Raw genomic sequence first — 15,219 nt, forward strand, 5'->3', positions numbered from 1 at the left:
GAAGGGCGATGCTGTCGGGTCCGCGGTGATGCCGATGAAACGCGTACCGTTGGAGCTGGCGGCGCGGAAATCGTTGTAGGAATCGCCGACCATCACGGTATGCCGGGCAGTGTGGCCGTGACGAACCAGCAGGTTGCGCAGGGCGGTGGCCTTGTCCGGTGGCGCGCCGATCACTTCATCGAAATAGCGGGCCAGGCCACGGCGCGCGACGATCTCACGCAGCTCGTGCTCGGGCGTCGCCGAAAGCAGATAGATGGGCAACTGTCCTCGCCGGCGCTCGAGAAATTCCAGGGCGCCGGGAATCGCCGGGGCGGCGAGGATGCGGGCCTCCACATCGGCCTTGAAGCGCTGGCACAATTCCCGGATGCGCGCCTCGCTCGCCTCACGACCGAGGATATGCGATTCGATATGGCGAAACTTGACTTCGCGGGGCTGCCCGCCACGGCGGTTGAGATAGGCGCGCACCGCCTGGCGCCCGGTCTCCGGCTCGCCGTCGTAGAGAGCGGCGAAGGCCTGGCGCTTGAGGCTCGCCGAATCGAGGATGACGCCGTCGAAATCGAACACCAGGACATGTTTCGGGTCGGCGAAGAAGTCACTCACGACACTCTCTCCCCAGCAATACGCCACAACACACGAGAACGCGGCCCGCAGGCCGCGTCGTTGATGAAAGCGCCTCGCGCACCTAGCCGCGCTGGAAGCGTGCGACCACCCACCCCTTGATCGGGGTATTGCCCAACAAGACCAGCAAAATCACGCTGGTAAGTATCAGTGATAATGGGTTGGTCACCAGCGCCAGCAGGAAGGCGGTCGCACTGTCGCCGACCGAGGACATCGCCTGACGGTAGGTCTCGTCGAGCAGCGGGCCGAGAATCACCCCGAGAATGATGGGCCCCATCTGGAAGCCGAAGATCTTCAGGAAGTAACCCAGGATGCCGAAGCCGAGCATCCAATACACCTCGGTCATGTTGCTGTTGATGGAGTAGGTGCCCACCACGCACAGCACCACGATCAGGGGAATCAGGATTGCCTTGGGCAATTCGACCACCTTGGTGAAGATCTTGATGCCGGTGAGGCCGAAGATGAGCAGGAAGACATTGGCCAGCGCCAGATTGCCGACGGTGAACCAGAAGATGTAGGGCGTTTCGATCATCAGCATCGGGCCGGGATTGAGCCCATGGATGACCAGGGCGCCGATGATGATCGCCGTGACCGCGTCCCCCGGCATGCCCAGCGTCAGCATCGGCACGTAGGCACCGCCCACGGCGGCATTGTTGGCGGTCTCCGGTGCCACCAGCCCCTCGTAGGCGCCTTCGCCGAACGGCTTGGACGGCTTCTTGACGGTACGCTTGGCGTGATCGTAGGCAAACAGCGAGGCAATGTCGCCGCCGGTGCCCGGCAGGGCGCCGACGATGACGCCGATGATCGAGGTGCGAATCGACAGTGGCAGGTATTTCAGCACCATGCTGAAGGCGGGAATGATCTTGTCGACCTTCTGGCGCACCGGCTCCTTGCTCAGGAAATGCAGCTGGTAGAAGGCTTCGGCGACGCCGAACAGGCCGATCATCACCACCACATAATGGATGCCGCCCATCAGGTCGATACTGCCCATGGTAAAGCGCCCCTGGGCGGTGACCGGGTCCATGCCCACCAGTCCGATGATGGCGCCGAGTGCCACCGAGAAGATGCCGCGGGCCAGCGACTTGCCGGACAGGGTGCTGACCAGCAGCAGCCCCATGACGGCGATCAGGAAGTAGTCACGCGGGGCGAACTGCAGGGCCAGGTCCGAGAGCACCGGCGCGGTGCTGGCGAGCACCAGCACCCCGATCATGCCGCCGATCACCGACATCACGGTGCTCAAGCCGATGGCACGACCGGCCTCGCCCTGCTGGGCGAGTGGGTAACCGTCGAAGGCGGTGACCACCGCCGAAGGCGCGCCGGGGATGTTCAGCAGGATCGCGGTGCGCGAACCGCCATAGACCCCGCCGCAATAGATGCCCACGATCAGCGCCAGGGCGTTGTTGACGTCCCACGAGAAGGTAAAGGAAATCAGGATGGAGGCGGCCATGGTCACCGAGAGGCCGGGAATGGCGCCGACATAGATGCCTGCCAGGGTGCCGATGGCGGTCAGTGCCAGCAGTTGCGGGTCCAGCCAGGCCATCAGTAAATAGGAGAGAGTGTCACTCATCTGGGGCCTCGGGGATCAGGGAAGATAGACGCGGAACACCACGGTGAACAGCCCATAGATCACGGCGATGGAGAGTGCCGATATGATCAGTGAACTGACGACCTTGCCCTGGCGCAGATAGATGAAGGCGGCGGCCAGGAACACGAAGGTGCTGACAAAGAAACTGAATGGCTGGATCGCGGCGAGATAGGCGATGGCGAGCACGCAGAACACCAGCACGTTGGTCGGGAAGTGCGTGCGCAGGAAAATCGCGAGTTCATCCAGCGGGCCGCGGGTCTCGGGCCTGGTCTTGCGCCGGTGCCCCGCCAGTACGGCAATGGATGAGGCGATCATGATCAACGAAAGGCCAACGGGAAAGGCCCCCGCGGAATTGATCGAGGAAAAACCGCTGATCTGATAAGCCTGATAGAAGACGACTAGGCTGAAGATCAGCAGCAGCCAGTCGAAGGCTCGCTCACCCGCCTGCAGCTTTTCGGGCTTTTTGCTCATGGTCGTGCTCCACCGGAAAAGCGGGCCATCGAGCCCGCCTTGCCGTATCCGATTTGGCTTGTACCGTTACGGGCGGGAAATGCCCAGTTCCTCCGGAGAGGTTTCCACGGCACCGGCGTCATACATCGACCAGGCGGTCACCGCCTGCCAGTTGTCGAGGTAGCGCTGGGCCTCTTCGCCGGACAGGTTCAGCGCCTCGGCGCCGAAGTTGTCGAGGAAGGACTGGAACTCCTCGTTGGCCACCGCCTGCTGGTAGGCATCCTCGAGGGTCGCCTTGATGTCGTCCGGCGTGTCCTCACGCACGAAGACGCCCCAGAACGGGCCCCAGGGCAGGAACGATTCGATGTCCGGCAGCGCCTGGGTGATCGGCGGCACACCGGGTAGCGATTCGAGTTCGTTCTGGGTCAGCACCGCCAGCCCCTTGAGCTTGCCGCCGAGGATCTGTTCCTTGGCGGCGGCCAGGCTGAGTGGCATGAAGTCGATGTGGCCGCCGAGCAGGGCGGTGATGCCGGGGCCGTCGCCACCGAAGGTCACGGTGCGTACGTCCAGCTCGTCGACGGCGTTGACCATGGCATGCACGGTGCTGGGCAGGCCGCCGGCGCCGGTGCCTCCCATGCGCAGGGTGCCGGGATTCTCCTTGGCCGCCTCGAGCACGTCCTTGAAGCTGCCATAGGGACTGTCGGCCGGCGCGGCGATGACCACCAGGCCCTGGCCGATGATATTGACGGTGTGCATGTCGTCATAGCTGAAATCCGCCAGGCCCATCAGTTGATAGAGTTGTGGGTTCTCGGCGCCATACAGCAGGTGGTAACCGTCGGGACGTTGTTGCATAACGTAGTTCATGCCGATCACGCCGGTGCCTCCCGGGCGATTGGTCAACACCACGGTGGTGTCGAGAATTTCCTCGACGTGCGGGGTCAGGCTGCGGGCGACGTTATCGGTGGCACCTCCGGCGCCCCATTGAATGGTGCCCTGTATGTTGCGTTCCGGATAGTCGGCCAGGGTCGGGGTGGCGAATGCCATGGCGGCTGCGGAAATGGCAATGCCCAGCGCTAGCGGTTTGAACATGCTGAAGTCCTCCAAGTACGGCTGATTATTGTATCGCTGACGAATGCCCGTTGTCGGGCCGGGTGCGGCACCATTCAATGGGCGCCTTGGTTGAAGATAGTTCGCTTAACGAACTTGCGTACTATTGGCGAACAAATTAGAACCGCTTTCTAGAACTGTCAATGCATGATTGGCTTCTATACGACCAAGGTTGCAAGGAAGGTCGACAAGGGAGCGCGGTATCGACTAGCGAATATCACGCTAGGACGAGGTTAATCAGGGCGTCGCAGCGTTCTTTCCTATAGTGGTAATGGCGATGACGTGACAATGGTACTTGCTTCTTCCCCCCTACCATCGTGCATAATGCGAACTAAAGGACGCTATGCGAACATGTCAGTCCTAACGTCTACCTGGCCGACGGCCAGTCGATTCATGCAGCGGTCGACCCAGGACACCGTCCCACCGGCCGTGAGGAGGTCTGGATGCGAGCCATTGCCACTGTTTCCCTTAGCGGGGACCTGAGAACCAAGCTCGAAGCCATTGCCCGCGCGGGCTTCGGCGGCGTGGAAATCTTCGAGAACGATCTGCTGTCGTTCGATGGAACGCCCGCCGACGTGCGCCACCTGTGTGAATCGCTGGGGCTGAAAATCCTGGCCTTCCAGCCGTTCCGCGATTTCGAGGCCATGCCCGAGCCGCAGCGCAGTCGCAATATGCAGCGAGCCGAGCGCAAGTTCGACTTGATGGAGCAGCTTGGCACCGACTTTCTCTTGGTGTGCAGCAATGTCTCGCCACAGTGCGTCGACGATCTCGACCAGGCCGCGGCCGACCTGCGTGAGCTGGCCGAGCGTGCCGAGAAACACGGCATCCGCATCGGCTTCGAGGCGCTGGCCTGGGGACGCTATATCTCCGACTATCGCGACGCCTGGGAAGTGGTGCGAAGGGCCGACCATCCGTCCTTGGGCGTGGTACTCGATAGCTTCCACATTCTCTCTCGCGGCCACGATCTTTCCACCATCGGCAGGATCCCGCGTGAGAAGATCTTCTTCGTCCAGGTGGCCGACGCCCCGCTGCTGGATATGGATGTCCTGCAATGGAGCCGCCACTTCCGCTGCTTCCCCGGCCAGGGACGCTTGCCGCTAAAGGACTTCATGGCGGCATTGGCCAAGACCGGCTATGACGGCCCGCTGTCGCTGGAGATCTTCAGCGATGCCTTCCGTGCCGCCCCCGCCGCCGCCACGGCCCTGGACGGCCTGCGCTCGCTGATTCTGCTCGAGAACCTGCTGCCGGAAGGCCCCTGGGCCAGCAGCATCCCGCCGGCGCCAGGCTACAACGGCATCCACTTCGTCGAATTCACTCTCGACGAAGACAGCGCCGCGCCACTCGGCGAGTTCATCGGGGCGCTGGGCTTCCGCCATGTGGGTCGCCACCGCTCCAAGAACGTCGAGCTGTGGAAGCAGGGCGACATCCACCTGGTGCTCAACTTCGAAACCGACAGCTTTGCCCATACCTTCCGCCTGCTCCACGGCATCTCGGTGTGCGCAGTGGGCTTCCGTGTCGACGATATCGATAAGGCGCTGACGCGTGCCAGGACCTTCAAGGCCCAGCTCTTCCGTGGCCAGGTCGGCGAGGGTGAGATGGAGATTCCGGCCCTGCGTGGTATCGAGGGCAGCCTGATCTATCTGGTCGACGATGATGCCGCCGCGGACCGGCAATGGCGCACCGATTTCGAGCTGTTCGACCAGGCCAGCCGCGACGAGGCCGGCCTGACCCGCGTCGATCATCTCTCCTACGTGCTACCGGCGACCCAGATGCTGGGCTGGCAGCTGTTCTACCACACCGTGTTCGGGTTCGAGGCCGAGGCCGAACACGAGATCGTCGATCCACACGGGCTGATGCTCAGTCAGGCAGTGACCAGCCCCGAGGGCTCGATCCGCATTCCCCTGACCATCTCGCAGGCACGCGACACCCTGCCCGGGCGCTTCCTCAGCGAGCACCGGGGCGGCGTGCAGCAGATCGCCTTCGCTAGCCAGGACATCGTCGCCAGTGTGGATGCTCTGCTGGCACGGGGATTGCCGCTGCTGAAGATTCCCCGCAACTACTACGACGACCTGGAGGCGCGTTTCGGCCTCGACGAGACACTGCTGGAGGCCTTGCGAACGCGCAACATCCTCTACGACTGCAACGATCAGGGCGAATTCTTCCACGCCTACACCGAGACCTTTTCGGGGGGCTTCTTCTTCGAGATCGTCGAGCGTCGAGGCGATTACCACCAGTTCGGGGCGGCCAATGCCGGCATACGTCTCGCTGCCCAGGCTGCTCATTCACGCTGAACAGAGGTAACACGATGCGACTCGGTTTGATCGGCAAGGCCATCATGAACTCCAGCTCGCCGGACTTGCATGTCAGGCTCGGCAAGCTGACCGGCATCCCTGCCAGCTACGACTTGTTCGATGCCAACGAGCAGCCCATCGAGTCGCTGGAAAGCCAGGTGCGCAAGGTCATCGCCGAAGGCTACCGCGGCGTCAATGTCACCTTTCCCTACAAGGAGCAGGCGGTGCACCTGGCCACGCGTCCCTCCGAGGGCGCACGCAGGGTCGGCGCCGCCAATACCCTGGTGTTCGCGGATGGCGAGATCATCGCCGAGAACACCGACTACACCGGCTTCATCAGTGGCTTCCGCGCCACGCTCGGCGATCGCAAGCCCGGCCGGGTGCTGTTGATCGGTACCGGCGGGGTGGGCAAGGCGGTGGCCTTTGGCCTCGGCAAGCTGGGGGCCGAGGAGATCGTGCTGATGGACCTCGACGCGGCCAAGTCGCGCCAATTGGCCGGTGAGCTCGAAGCCCAGGGCTTCAGGGCCTCGATCGTTACCCAGGACAGGTTGGCCGAAGCGGTGGGGCGTTGCGACGGCCTGGTCAACTGCACGCCGATCGGTCACGAGAAGAGTCCGGGCTGCCCGCTTCCCAAGGAGCTGATCCAGGGGCATCACTGGATCTTCGATGCCGTTTACGTACCGGCGGTAACCGAATTCATCGCTGCCGCCAAGGCAGCCGGCGCCAGCGTGATGAGCGGCGTCAGCCTGTTCGTGTTCCAGGGCGTGGACGCCTTCAAGCTGTTCTGCGAGGATGCCGACAAGCGTGCGGCGGTCGATGAACAGGCCACGACGCTGTTCGCCCACTACAAGCGGGAACTGCTGAAGGAGACAGAAGAATGAGCGCAGGCAAGGTCCTGGTATTGCATGGTCCCAATCTCAACCTGCTGGGCAGCCGCCAGCCGGAGATCTATGGTGACGAGACCCTCGAGGACATCAACAATGCCCTCTACGAGAAAGCCGCCGTCAACGGCTGGGACATCAAGTGCCTGCAGAGCAACCATGAAGGCGAACTGATCGACGCCATCCATGCCGCGCGTCTCGACGGTACCGTGGCGATCGTCATCAACCCGGCGGCCTACACCCATACCTCGGTGGCAATCCTCGATGCCTTGAACGCCTTCGACGGCAAGGTCATCGAAGTACATCTGTCCAACGTCCACAAGCGCGAGAGCTTCCGTCATCACTCCTACGTCTCGCTGCGCGCCGACGGCGTGATCGCCGGGCTTGGCAGCCAGGGCTATCACGCCGCGCTGGATGCGTTGATCAAGGCTTAAGTGGCCCGAGCATCACCCGATGTCCTTCCGGGTCCGCCAACTGGCGGACCCGGGCCGTTCAGGACGGCGCCTGCTTGCGCGTGGCGAGGTAGATCCCCGCGGCGATGATCAGTACGGCGCCCAAGTAGGTTTCGAGGCGTGGCACGTCGGCGAAGAACACGTAGCCGGACAGCGATGCCCAGACGATCTGGATGTACAGGAAGGGGGACACCAGTGAGGCGGGGGCGAAGCGCATCGACAGGATCAGGCCGAACTGGCTTGCGGCTCCCAGTACGCCGACGGAAAAGAACAGCGGCAAGTCACCGAGGGCGATGGGCGTCCAGAAGGCCGGTACCACTGCGCTGCTGACCACGGCGCCCGCCAGGCCGGCATAGAACAGCGAGGTCAGGGGGTGATCGGCGCGCCCGAAGCGTCGCGTGCAGAGTTGGTAGAGCGCGAAGCACAGCGTCATGCCGAAGGGTAGCAGGATGGCCGGCTGGGAGCGCCAGTCGATGGGCCCCACCGCGATGATCACGCCGATGAAGCCGACCAGTACCGCCAGGCCCCGACCTGGGGTGACGCGCTCCTTGAGCAGGGGAATGGCGAGCACGGTCACCAGCAACGGCGAGCTGAAGTTGATCACATAGACCTGCAGCAGGGGTAGCTCGCGAAAGGCCAGATAGGCGAAGGTACTGGCAGCGAGCAGCAGCAGGCCGCGCAGGGTTTGTCCTCCCAGTGAACCGGTGCGCAGCAGGTCGCGGCCGCGTGGCAGGCCCAGCCATAGCAGGTAGCCCATCAGCACCAGCATATGCCCGGCGTAACGTGCCCAGACCACCTGGATGGGGGAGTAGTCTTGACCCAGCATCTTGACGCCGGTATCCAGCATCACGAACAACAGGCCCGCCGCCAACATGAAGGCGATACCCAGTAGGGGGCGATCTCCCGGTAGAGCGGTGGTCGATGAATGGGACATGGGCCTCCCCAAAAGCGGCGGCTGGCAGAAAATGTGCCAGGCTAAAAGATAGCAAGCTAACATATTCTACGCGACGATCGGCTATTCATCAATCGAACATGTGTTCGCTATGCAAATGTCGCATGAATTCCTCATTGCCCGCTGGGATGCGGGACGCGCTTCGGGCTGGATCGGGATGCGGCTACTGGTCGAGCAGCCGGCGTGTCCGGTCGAGGGCCATGCGGGCGCGTTCCCGGGCGCTGACACCCTGATCGCGCAGCCGCTGAGTGGGAATCTCCAGGCTCAGCGGCACATCAACGGGCAGCACCGCCAGCATCCCCCTCAGGTCGATATCGCCGTCGCCCGGAAAGAGGCGCTCGCTGCGTGCCTCACGGAGGATCTCGTCCATGTCGTCGGGGATTGGGCCGGCAACGTCGCAGAGCTGCACGTAGCGCATCCACTCCCGGGGAACCTTGGCCAGGTCCTCGAGGCGGCTGGCGGAGCGGCTGAGGTGGAAAGCGTCGACCAGCAGGCAGGCATGGTCGTGGCCGGCCGCGCGCACGGCGCCGACGATGCGGCTGGCCTGGGACAGGTTCTTGACGCCGGTCCAGGGCATGAACTCCAGGTGCGGGTGCAGGCCGTAGGAGCGCGCCAGCTCGCACAGGGCGGCGAAGTTGTCGATGGTGCGATTCTCGTCGTCATCGTTGCCGGCTACCAGGACTTCGCTGGCGCCCAGTTCGGCACCGATCTCCAGTACCCGGACGAAATCATCTGCGACCCGGGTCTCGGGCCTGAGACGCAGGATCTCGATATCCACCACCTGCAGGCCGGTATCGCGGACTCTATCCCGTGTCTGGCGCAGCAGGCCGGTATCGCTCAGCAGCGGGAAGTGGTGCTCTTCTGCCGTGGCCGGGATCAGGCGCAGGCCGACACCCTGATAACCGGCACGGGCCGCCACTTCCACCATCTCGGGAGGGGCAAGCTCCAGCACGGTGAGAGCGGCCAGGGAAACGATACGTGGTGTCATCGAAAACCTCTCTACTGTGGGCTGGCGTCGTCGGTGCTCTGGCCGGCGGCATGGCAACCGGCGATATAGCCGAAGGTCATGGCGGGGCCCAGGTTGATGCCACCCGCCGGATAGAAGCCGCCCATGATGCTGGCCATGTCGGTGCCCGCGGCGTAGAGCCCGGGAATCGGCTCGCCCGACTCGTTCAACACCTGAGCATGCTCGTTGGCCTTGAGACCGGCGAAGGTGCCGAAGCAGCCCGGCACCACCTTCACGGCATAGAAGGGGCCCCGGCCCAGCGGTGCCACGCAGGGGTTGGGCTGGTGTGCCGGATCGCCCTGCTTGCGGTTGTAGGGGGTGGAACCGCGGCCGAACTCGGGATCTTCACCGCGAAGGGCGTGCACGTTGTAGGTCTCGATGGTGCGCTTGAGACCGTCGGGATCGATGCCGCAACTCTGGGCCAGTTCCTCGACGGTGCGGCCGACCTTGAGATAGCCCTTGCGGATCCAGCGCTTGAAGGGCACCGGTGCCGGGCGGGTGATACCGATACCGTAGCGGCGCTGGAAGCGGTGGGTACAGATCAGCCAGGAGCAGACCTCCTCGCCTTCCGGCACGTTCTTGATCATGGCATCGACGTAGTCGTAGTAGCCATGGGCCTCGTTGACGAAGCGCTTGCCATTGGCCAGCACGCCGATGACGCCGGGCTTGCCGCGGTCGATGATGTGTGGGAAATGGCCCTCGCGGCCATTGGCATAGGGCACCCGCGACACCGGGGCCCAGGCCACCGGCGAGTAGAGGCTGGTATCGACCCGAGCGCCCACGGCCTCGCCCAGGCGCAGGCCGTCGCCGCTGGCGGAGTCGGGCGGCAGCGCCCAGTGCTCCTGGCCGCTGGGGGTACGCGGAAAGAGTTCGCGGCGGCGTTCGACATCGTTGGGAAAGCCGCCGGCGGCGAGCACCACCCCGCGCCGGGCGCGTAGGGTCACTTCCCCCTGCGGCGTCTCCACCGCCACGCCGCTGACCCGTTCGCTGTCCTCGATCAGGCGCTTGGCCGGTGACGACACCCAGGTCTCCACGCCCAGGTCGTCGACGGACTTGGCCAGGCGGCCGATCAGGGCCACGCCGTTGATCAGCTGCATGGCGCGCCCATGGCGGGCCAGGTCATAGAGATGGCGGGTGAAGCGTCGGGTCACGTGCAGAAATGACGTGAACGAGCGGGTGAAGGTCAGGAAGGCCATCAAATCCGGACCGGCCTGGATCGGCATGCCCAGGAAGGCGGTCTCGGGCATGGTCTTGCGCAGCTTGTGGATGCTCTTGCCCAGTTCGCGGCCGTCATAGGGCGCGGCGATCACCGAGCGGCCACCGGTACCGGCGCCGGGGATGTCGCCGTGGATATCGGCGATGGCGTTGCCATCGGTGAATTGCAGGGCGGTGTGCGCTTCGAAGAAGCTCACCATCCTCGGGCCGGCGTCGAGGAAGGCATCGATGCGCGTGGGGTCGTAGCGCTCGCCGAGCTCGTGACGCAGGTAGGTGCGCACCGTCTCGGGGTCCTCATCGATCCCCGCCCGCTTGGCCAGCGGATTGAGCGGTACCCACATCCAGCCTCCGGACCAGGCGGTGGCGCCGCCCAGGGCGTCGTCCTTCTCGACCACTACCACCTCGAGACCGTGATACGCCGCGGTGACTGCCGCCGACAGGCCGGCGGCGCCGGAGCCCACCACGACCAGGTCGCAGTCATGAATCTTGTCGCTCATCTAGCACCAGTCTTAGAACTTGATTCTAGAAATTAGAGCAAAGCTTCGGTGTTTGCAATGCGTACTATGGTTCGCTGAACGATCATCTCAGTGCGTAGCGATCATGCCGCTGGTGTCGAGCAGCCAGATCGTCAGGCTGATGGTGACGAAGGAGGCCAGGGTCGCCATCATCAGGGCGGCGGCGCTGACGCCCGCCAGGCCATAGCGCTGGCCGAAGATGGGGAACACGCTGATCATCGGGGCGCTGGCGAACAGCAGGGCGCCTGCCAGCAGGAAAGGGTCCAGCGATGGCAGCGACAGGAAGGCCAGCAGAACCGCTAGCGGGTGCAGTATCAACTTGCCCAGGACGATCTGGCCAACATCCCCCGCCATTCCCCTCGTCCTGAGCCCATAGAGGGTACCGCCGATCACGAACAGGGCGACGGGGGCGGCGGCGCTCGCCAGCATATCGATAGTCTTCGCTACCGGCCCTGGCAGGGTCAGTCCCGAAGCCGAGAATACCACCCCCACCGTGAGGCCGATCAGGATGGGATTCCTGGCCAGGCGAGTGGCGGTCTGGCGCAGCGCCTCGCGAAAGCCGACGCCGCTGTGGTTGCCCAATTCCCCCAGGATCAGGGCGGCGGGAATGATCAGCAGGTTCTCGATCAGCATGTTCATGGCCAGGAAGACCGCCGCGGGAGAGCCCAGTACCATGGCGGCCACCGGGTAGCCCACGAAGCCACTGTTGGAAGCGGCCATGCCCATCGCATGCATGGCGCTGGCGCTCAGTGGCTTGCGTTGCAGGCGCCGGGTCAGCAGCAGGGCACCGGCGAAGATCGCGACCGAGCCGAGACCATAGGCCAGTAGGTAGTGTGGATTCAGCACCTCTTGCAGAGGATGCTGGGTAAGGGCGCGAATGACCAGGGCGGGCAGAGCACAGTACAGGACGAAGGTGCCCACGCCCTGGACCTGGGGGCGGGTGACGATGCCTCCGAGCATGGCCAGGTAACCTACGCCGATGAGCAGGAAAATCGGGGACGTGATGCCGAGAATAGCGAGCAAAAGGGGGCCTTATGAAAACAGCCGCGAGGCCTGGCTGGACTGCGACAGTTCCACGGCGGCACGCAGTAGCAGCGGGGCCAGTTGGTGAATGCGGGGCTCGGTCAAGCGCACGCTGGGACCGGCGATGCTCAGGACCCCCAGGATATGGCCGTCGACAGGGTGGGGTACCACCGCCGCCAACGCCGAGGTGCCCGGTGCCGCGTTTTCCCGTTGCCAACTGTAACCATGGGTGCGCGCCTGGTTGAGTCGCTCGATGAGCTCGGCATGCGAGCGCGGCGCATTGGGGCCATAGTGCGTTGGGTCGCCAATCCCTTGTGCCTCGACCAGGGCGAGCGCCTCGTCATCGCTCATGCTCGCCAGCCAGGCGTGCCCTGAAGCGGTGTAGTACAGCGGAGCCTCGCGGCCCATGTCCGGATCGTAGCGTAGTCCCGAGCGCGCCCCCTGGGCCTTGGCGATCCAGATCTGATGGTTTCCTTCGATGATTCCCAGGCGTACCAGCTCACCCGTGTCCTCGGCCAGGCGGTCGAGGATCGGTTGCACGATATCGGCGGCGCCGCTGCTGGCCAGGTAACGACAGCCCATGGCCACCAGGCGAGTGGATAACTGATAGTGGCCGCTCAGCGGATCCTGACGGACATAACCGAGGCGAATCAGTTCGTGGCAGATGCGGTGGGCGGCGCTCTTGGGGATGGCCAGTTGTTCGGCGAGGGTCTGAAGCGGCAGGCCGCGGGCATCGCCGGACAGGGCGTCCAGCACGCCCAGGGTGCGCTCGATCAGGCTTCCGGCCATGATGCGGCTCCTTGGATGGAAAGAGTGATTCTAGAATAGCGGTCCAGAAGCATCATCCTGACGTCATCTAGCTGACGTTGGCGCGAATCAGCTGTGCCTTCTCCTGCAGCAGGGGCAGGAACTTGCGGATCAGGGTGTCGAAGTCGATGCGCGCGGCATTGGTGCTGATATTGATGGCTCCCAGTAGCTTGCCGCTGGCATCGAACGCGGGCACCGCCAGCGAACGCAGGCCGGAATCGAGCTCCTGGTCGGCGATCGCGTAACCCTGCTGGCGCACCTTGAGGATGCAGTTGCGCAACTCGGCCTTGTCGGTGATGGTCTTGTCGGTATAACGCTCCAGTACCACACGCTCGAGATAGGCATCCAGCTCGTGGTCGGGAAGCTGCGCCAGCAGGACCCGGCCCATGGAGGTATGCGCCGCAGGCAGGCGGGTGCCTACCGAGAGGGTAATCGCCATCAGCCGGTGGCGAGCCGAGGAGCGTGCGACATAGATGACGTCGTCGCCGTCGAGGACACCTAGCGAGGAGGACTCGCCGCTCTCGGCGGTGATATCCTCGAGATACTGCTGGATCACCGAGCGGTAATTGTTGGCCGACAGGAAGGCATAGCCGAGTTGCAGCACCTTGGGGGCCAGCTCGAAATGGCGTTGATGCTTGCGCACGTAGCCCAGCGCATGCAGTGTCAGCAGAAAGCGGCGGGCGCGGGCACGATTCATGCCGGTGCGCGCGGCCACTTCACTCAGCGTCATGCGCGGGTTGGCGTCGTCGAACGCCAGAATCACCTCCAGGCCGCTGGCCAGGGCGGTGACGAAGTCGCGGTCATCGGGGCTCAGGGTATCGTCCTGCACTGGGTTATCCATCGGTATGATCCGTATCGAGTTGCTCTAGGCCTGAGTTCCAATCTAGCATATTGTTCGAATTACGAACACTTGTTCGACTTTTGGTTGAGGTCCGGTGGCTCGATGAGCGGCTACCATGCGTCGGGAGAACTCGCTATGCCTGCTGCCCTGATCCAGCATCCCTTCATGAGCCAAGTCGCTCTGGCCGACTGTAACGGCGAGGCCCTGGTCGCGGCCATGCTGAGCTTCGAGCTGGCGCTGGCCGAGGTCCAGGAAGCGCGCGGCGCGCTCCCGGCAGGGGCCAGCCGGCGCATGGCCGAGCAGTTGCGCGCCCATACCTTCGAACTCGACGCTCTGGCAACGGGGGTCGCCAGCGGCGGTAACGTCGCCATCCCCTTCGTCAAGCAGGGCCGTGCCGCCCTGCCCGATGACCTCAAACGCTACTGGCATCTGGGGGCCACCAGTCAGGACGTGGTCGACAGCGCCCTGATGCTGCTGCTCAAGCCACGCTTGACGTCGATCGACGGTTTGCTGCAGCGCTGCCGTGCCGCCGCCATCGCCCTGATGCAGGCCCACGACGAGACGGTGATGGTGGGTCGCACCCTGATGCAGCAGGCGCTACCGATCACCTTCGGGGTCAAGGTCGCCCACTGGGCGTTGGGGCTCGAACAGGCGAGGCGCCGTCTCGCGCCGCTGGTCGAGGCTGGTCTGCCGGTCCAGTTCGGTGGCGCGGTGGGCGTGCATTCCGGCTGGGACGACCTGGGGCTCGATTTCATGGACGCCCTGGCCGAGCGCCTGGGGCTGGCGGCCCCGCTATTGCCCTGGCATACCGATCGCCAGCCGATCCATGCCGTGGCGACAGCCCTGGATGCGGTGGCCGGCGCCGCCGAGAAACTGGCGCTGGATGTGTCGTTGCTGACCCAGACCGAGATCGGCGAAGTCTCCGAACCGGGCGGCGAGGGCATGGGGGAGTCCTCGTCGATGCCGCACAAGCGCAATCCGGTGCGCTGTGCGCTGATCCGCGGCGCAGCTCGCCAGATCCACGGCCACACCACGGTGATCCTCAATGCCGTGGCCCAGCCGTTGGAGCGCGGGCTCGGCGAATGGCATGCCGAATGGACGCCGTTGATCGACAGCGCCCTGTTGCTGGAAGGCGCGCTGGAGCAAGCCGCCGTCCTGCTCGAGGGGCTGGAGGTCCACCCCGAGGCCATGCGCCGCAACCTGGAGGCCAGCGGCGGGGCGATCATGGCCGAGCCGGTCTCGCGCCTGCTGGCACCGCTCGTCGGCCAGGACGCCGCCAAGCGCATCAGTGCCGAGGCCGCCGAGACGGCACGCCGGCAGGGGCTACCCTATGCCGAGGTCTTGAAGACCCACCCAGAGGTGAATGGGAAAGTCGAAGCCGCCGCTCTGGAAGACGCCGCTGCACCGGCAACATATATCGGTAGCAGCAAGGCGCAGGTGGCAAGGACTGTCACCTGGTTGAAGAACGCTGACTGA

General features: G+C 64.4%; 14 protein-coding genes. 4 read left to right on the top strand and 10 right to left on the bottom strand.

Annotated features, from left to right (window positions below):
* From ACFOEV_RS06870 to ACFOEV_RS06885, 4 genes are all read right to left on the bottom strand, one after another.
* The coding region (locus tag ACFOEV_RS06870) for an HAD family hydrolase (RefSeq protein ID WP_386772393.1) at nucleotides 1–600 on the bottom strand (600 nt) is incomplete at its 3' end.
* An 82-nt stretch (nucleotides 601–682) separates the two neighbouring features.
* On the bottom strand, nucleotides 683–2,185 hold the full coding sequence (locus tag ACFOEV_RS06875) for a tripartite tricarboxylate transporter permease (protein WP_386772394.1): 1,503 nt from the start codon (nucleotides 2,183–2,185) through the stop codon (nucleotides 683–685).
* Nucleotides 2,186–2,200: 15 nt separating this feature from the next.
* Nucleotides 2,201–2,674 (bottom strand): tripartite tricarboxylate transporter TctB family protein, encoded by a 474-nt coding sequence (locus ACFOEV_RS06880; RefSeq protein WP_386772395.1) that lies wholly within the window; start codon nucleotides 2,672–2,674, stop codon nucleotides 2,201–2,203.
* A 66-nt stretch (nucleotides 2,675–2,740) separates the two neighbouring features.
* Nucleotides 2,741–3,742 carry a tripartite tricarboxylate transporter substrate binding protein gene (locus ACFOEV_RS06885; RefSeq protein ID WP_386772396.1) on the bottom strand — a complete coding sequence of 334 codons (1,002 nt, stop codon included), beginning with the start codon at nucleotides 3,740–3,742 and terminating at the stop codon, nucleotides 2,741–2,743.
* Nucleotides 3,743–4,203: 461 nt separating this feature from the next.
* Between ACFOEV_RS06885 and ACFOEV_RS06890 the strand changes: the two genes are divergently transcribed.
* From ACFOEV_RS06890 to aroQ, 3 genes are read left to right on the top strand one after another with little or no spacing between them, the layout of a single operon-like run.
* Entirely contained in the window at nucleotides 4,204–6,051 is a 1,848-nt protein-coding gene (locus tag ACFOEV_RS06890) for a bifunctional sugar phosphate isomerase/epimerase/4-hydroxyphenylpyruvate dioxygenase family protein (RefSeq protein WP_386772397.1), read from the top strand.
* 14 nt (nucleotides 6,052–6,065) lie between these two features.
* Nucleotides 6,066–6,932, top strand: a complete 867-nt coding sequence (locus tag ACFOEV_RS06895) for a shikimate dehydrogenase family protein (RefSeq protein ID WP_386772398.1) — start codon at nucleotides 6,066–6,068, stop codon at nucleotides 6,930–6,932.
* The gene (gene aroQ, locus ACFOEV_RS06900) at nucleotides 6,929–7,366 is read left to right on the top strand and encodes a type II 3-dehydroquinate dehydratase (RefSeq protein ID WP_386772399.1); all 438 of its coding nucleotides are present in this window, start codon (nucleotides 6,929–6,931) and stop codon (nucleotides 7,364–7,366) included. Before ACFOEV_RS06895 ends, aroQ begins: the two co-directional genes overlap by 4 nt.
* A gap of 58 nt (nucleotides 7,367–7,424) precedes the next feature.
* Here the strand turns inward: aroQ and ACFOEV_RS06905 are convergent, their stop codons facing one another.
* The 6 genes from ACFOEV_RS06905 to ACFOEV_RS06930 all read right to left on the bottom strand — a co-directional run bounded on the left by ACFOEV_RS06905 (nucleotide 7,425) and on the right by ACFOEV_RS06930 (nucleotide 13,743).
* The gene (locus ACFOEV_RS06905) at nucleotides 7,425–8,318 is read right to left on the bottom strand and encodes a DMT family transporter (protein WP_386772400.1); all 894 of its coding nucleotides are present in this window, start codon (nucleotides 8,316–8,318) and stop codon (nucleotides 7,425–7,427) included.
* A gap of 181 nt (nucleotides 8,319–8,499) precedes the next feature.
* Nucleotides 8,500–9,324, bottom strand: a complete 825-nt coding sequence (locus tag ACFOEV_RS06910; protein WP_386772401.1) for a sugar phosphate isomerase/epimerase family protein — start codon at nucleotides 9,322–9,324, stop codon at nucleotides 8,500–8,502.
* Between the two features lie 11 nt (nucleotides 9,325–9,335).
* A complete protein-coding gene (locus ACFOEV_RS06915) occupies nucleotides 9,336–11,054 on the bottom strand; it encodes an FAD-dependent oxidoreductase (protein WP_386772402.1) in 1,719 nt (572 codons plus the stop codon).
* A gap of 87 nt (nucleotides 11,055–11,141) precedes the next feature.
* A complete protein-coding gene (locus ACFOEV_RS06920) occupies nucleotides 11,142–12,095 on the bottom strand; it encodes an AEC family transporter (protein WP_386772403.1) in 954 nt (317 codons plus the stop codon).
* Nucleotides 12,096–12,104: 9 nt separating this feature from the next.
* Nucleotides 12,105–12,884: an IclR family transcriptional regulator gene (locus tag ACFOEV_RS06925; RefSeq protein ID WP_386772404.1), complete on the bottom strand. Its 780-nt coding sequence runs from the start codon at nucleotides 12,882–12,884 to the stop codon at nucleotides 12,105–12,107.
* A 67-nt stretch (nucleotides 12,885–12,951) separates the two neighbouring features.
* Complete coding sequence (locus ACFOEV_RS06930; RefSeq protein WP_386772405.1) at nucleotides 12,952–13,743, bottom strand: IclR family transcriptional regulator domain-containing protein; 792 nt, start codon at nucleotides 13,741–13,743, stop codon at nucleotides 12,952–12,954.
* A gap of 135 nt (nucleotides 13,744–13,878) precedes the next feature.
* On the opposite strand from ACFOEV_RS06930, the gene ACFOEV_RS06935 reads away from it, so the two are divergent.
* A complete protein-coding gene (locus tag ACFOEV_RS06935; protein ID WP_386772406.1) occupies nucleotides 13,879–15,219 on the top strand; it encodes a class-II fumarase/aspartase family protein in 1,341 nt (446 codons plus the stop codon).

The sequence above is a fragment of the Litchfieldella rifensis genome, from assembly GCF_042646605.1.
GTDB lineage: Bacteria > Pseudomonadota > Gammaproteobacteria > Pseudomonadales > Halomonadaceae > Litchfieldella > Litchfieldella rifensis.

What these genes read in the sequence shown, in the direction of transcription:
- ACFOEV_RS06930 (WP_386772405.1), bottom strand. Translation starts at nt 13,743, where the DNA reads ATGGATAACCCAGTGCAGGACGATACCCTGAGCCCCGATGACCGCGAC.
- ACFOEV_RS06880 (WP_386772395.1), bottom strand. Translation starts at nt 2,674, where the DNA reads ATGAGCAAAAAGCCCGAAAAGCTGCAGGCGGGTGAGCGAGCCTTCGAC.
- ACFOEV_RS06910 (WP_386772401.1), bottom strand. Translation starts at nt 9,324, where the DNA reads ATGACACCACGTATCGTTTCCCTGGCCGCTCTCACCGTGCTGGAGCTT.
- ACFOEV_RS06890 (WP_386772397.1), top strand. Translation starts at nt 4,204, where the DNA reads ATGCGAGCCATTGCCACTGTTTCCCTTAGCGGGGACCTGAGAACCAAG.
- ACFOEV_RS06905 (WP_386772400.1), bottom strand. Translation starts at nt 8,318, where the DNA reads ATGTCCCATTCATCGACCACCGCTCTACCGGGAGATCGCCCCCTACTG.
- ACFOEV_RS06915 (WP_386772402.1), bottom strand. Translation starts at nt 11,054, where the DNA reads ATGAGCGACAAGATTCATGACTGCGACCTGGTCGTGGTGGGCTCCGGC.
- ACFOEV_RS06925 (WP_386772404.1), bottom strand. Translation starts at nt 12,884, where the DNA reads ATGGCCGGAAGCCTGATCGAGCGCACCCTGGGCGTGCTGGACGCCCTG.
- ACFOEV_RS06885 (WP_386772396.1), bottom strand. Translation starts at nt 3,742, where the DNA reads ATGTTCAAACCGCTAGCGCTGGGCATTGCCATTTCCGCAGCCGCCATG.
- ACFOEV_RS06935 (WP_386772406.1), top strand. Translation starts at nt 13,879, where the DNA reads ATGCCTGCTGCCCTGATCCAGCATCCCTTCATGAGCCAAGTCGCTCTG.
- ACFOEV_RS06895 (WP_386772398.1), top strand. Translation starts at nt 6,066, where the DNA reads ATGCGACTCGGTTTGATCGGCAAGGCCATCATGAACTCCAGCTCGCCG.
- aroQ (WP_386772399.1), top strand. Translation starts at nt 6,929, where the DNA reads ATGAGCGCAGGCAAGGTCCTGGTATTGCATGGTCCCAATCTCAACCTG.
- ACFOEV_RS06875 (WP_386772394.1), bottom strand. Translation starts at nt 2,185, where the DNA reads ATGAGTGACACTCTCTCCTATTTACTGATGGCCTGGCTGGACCCGCAA.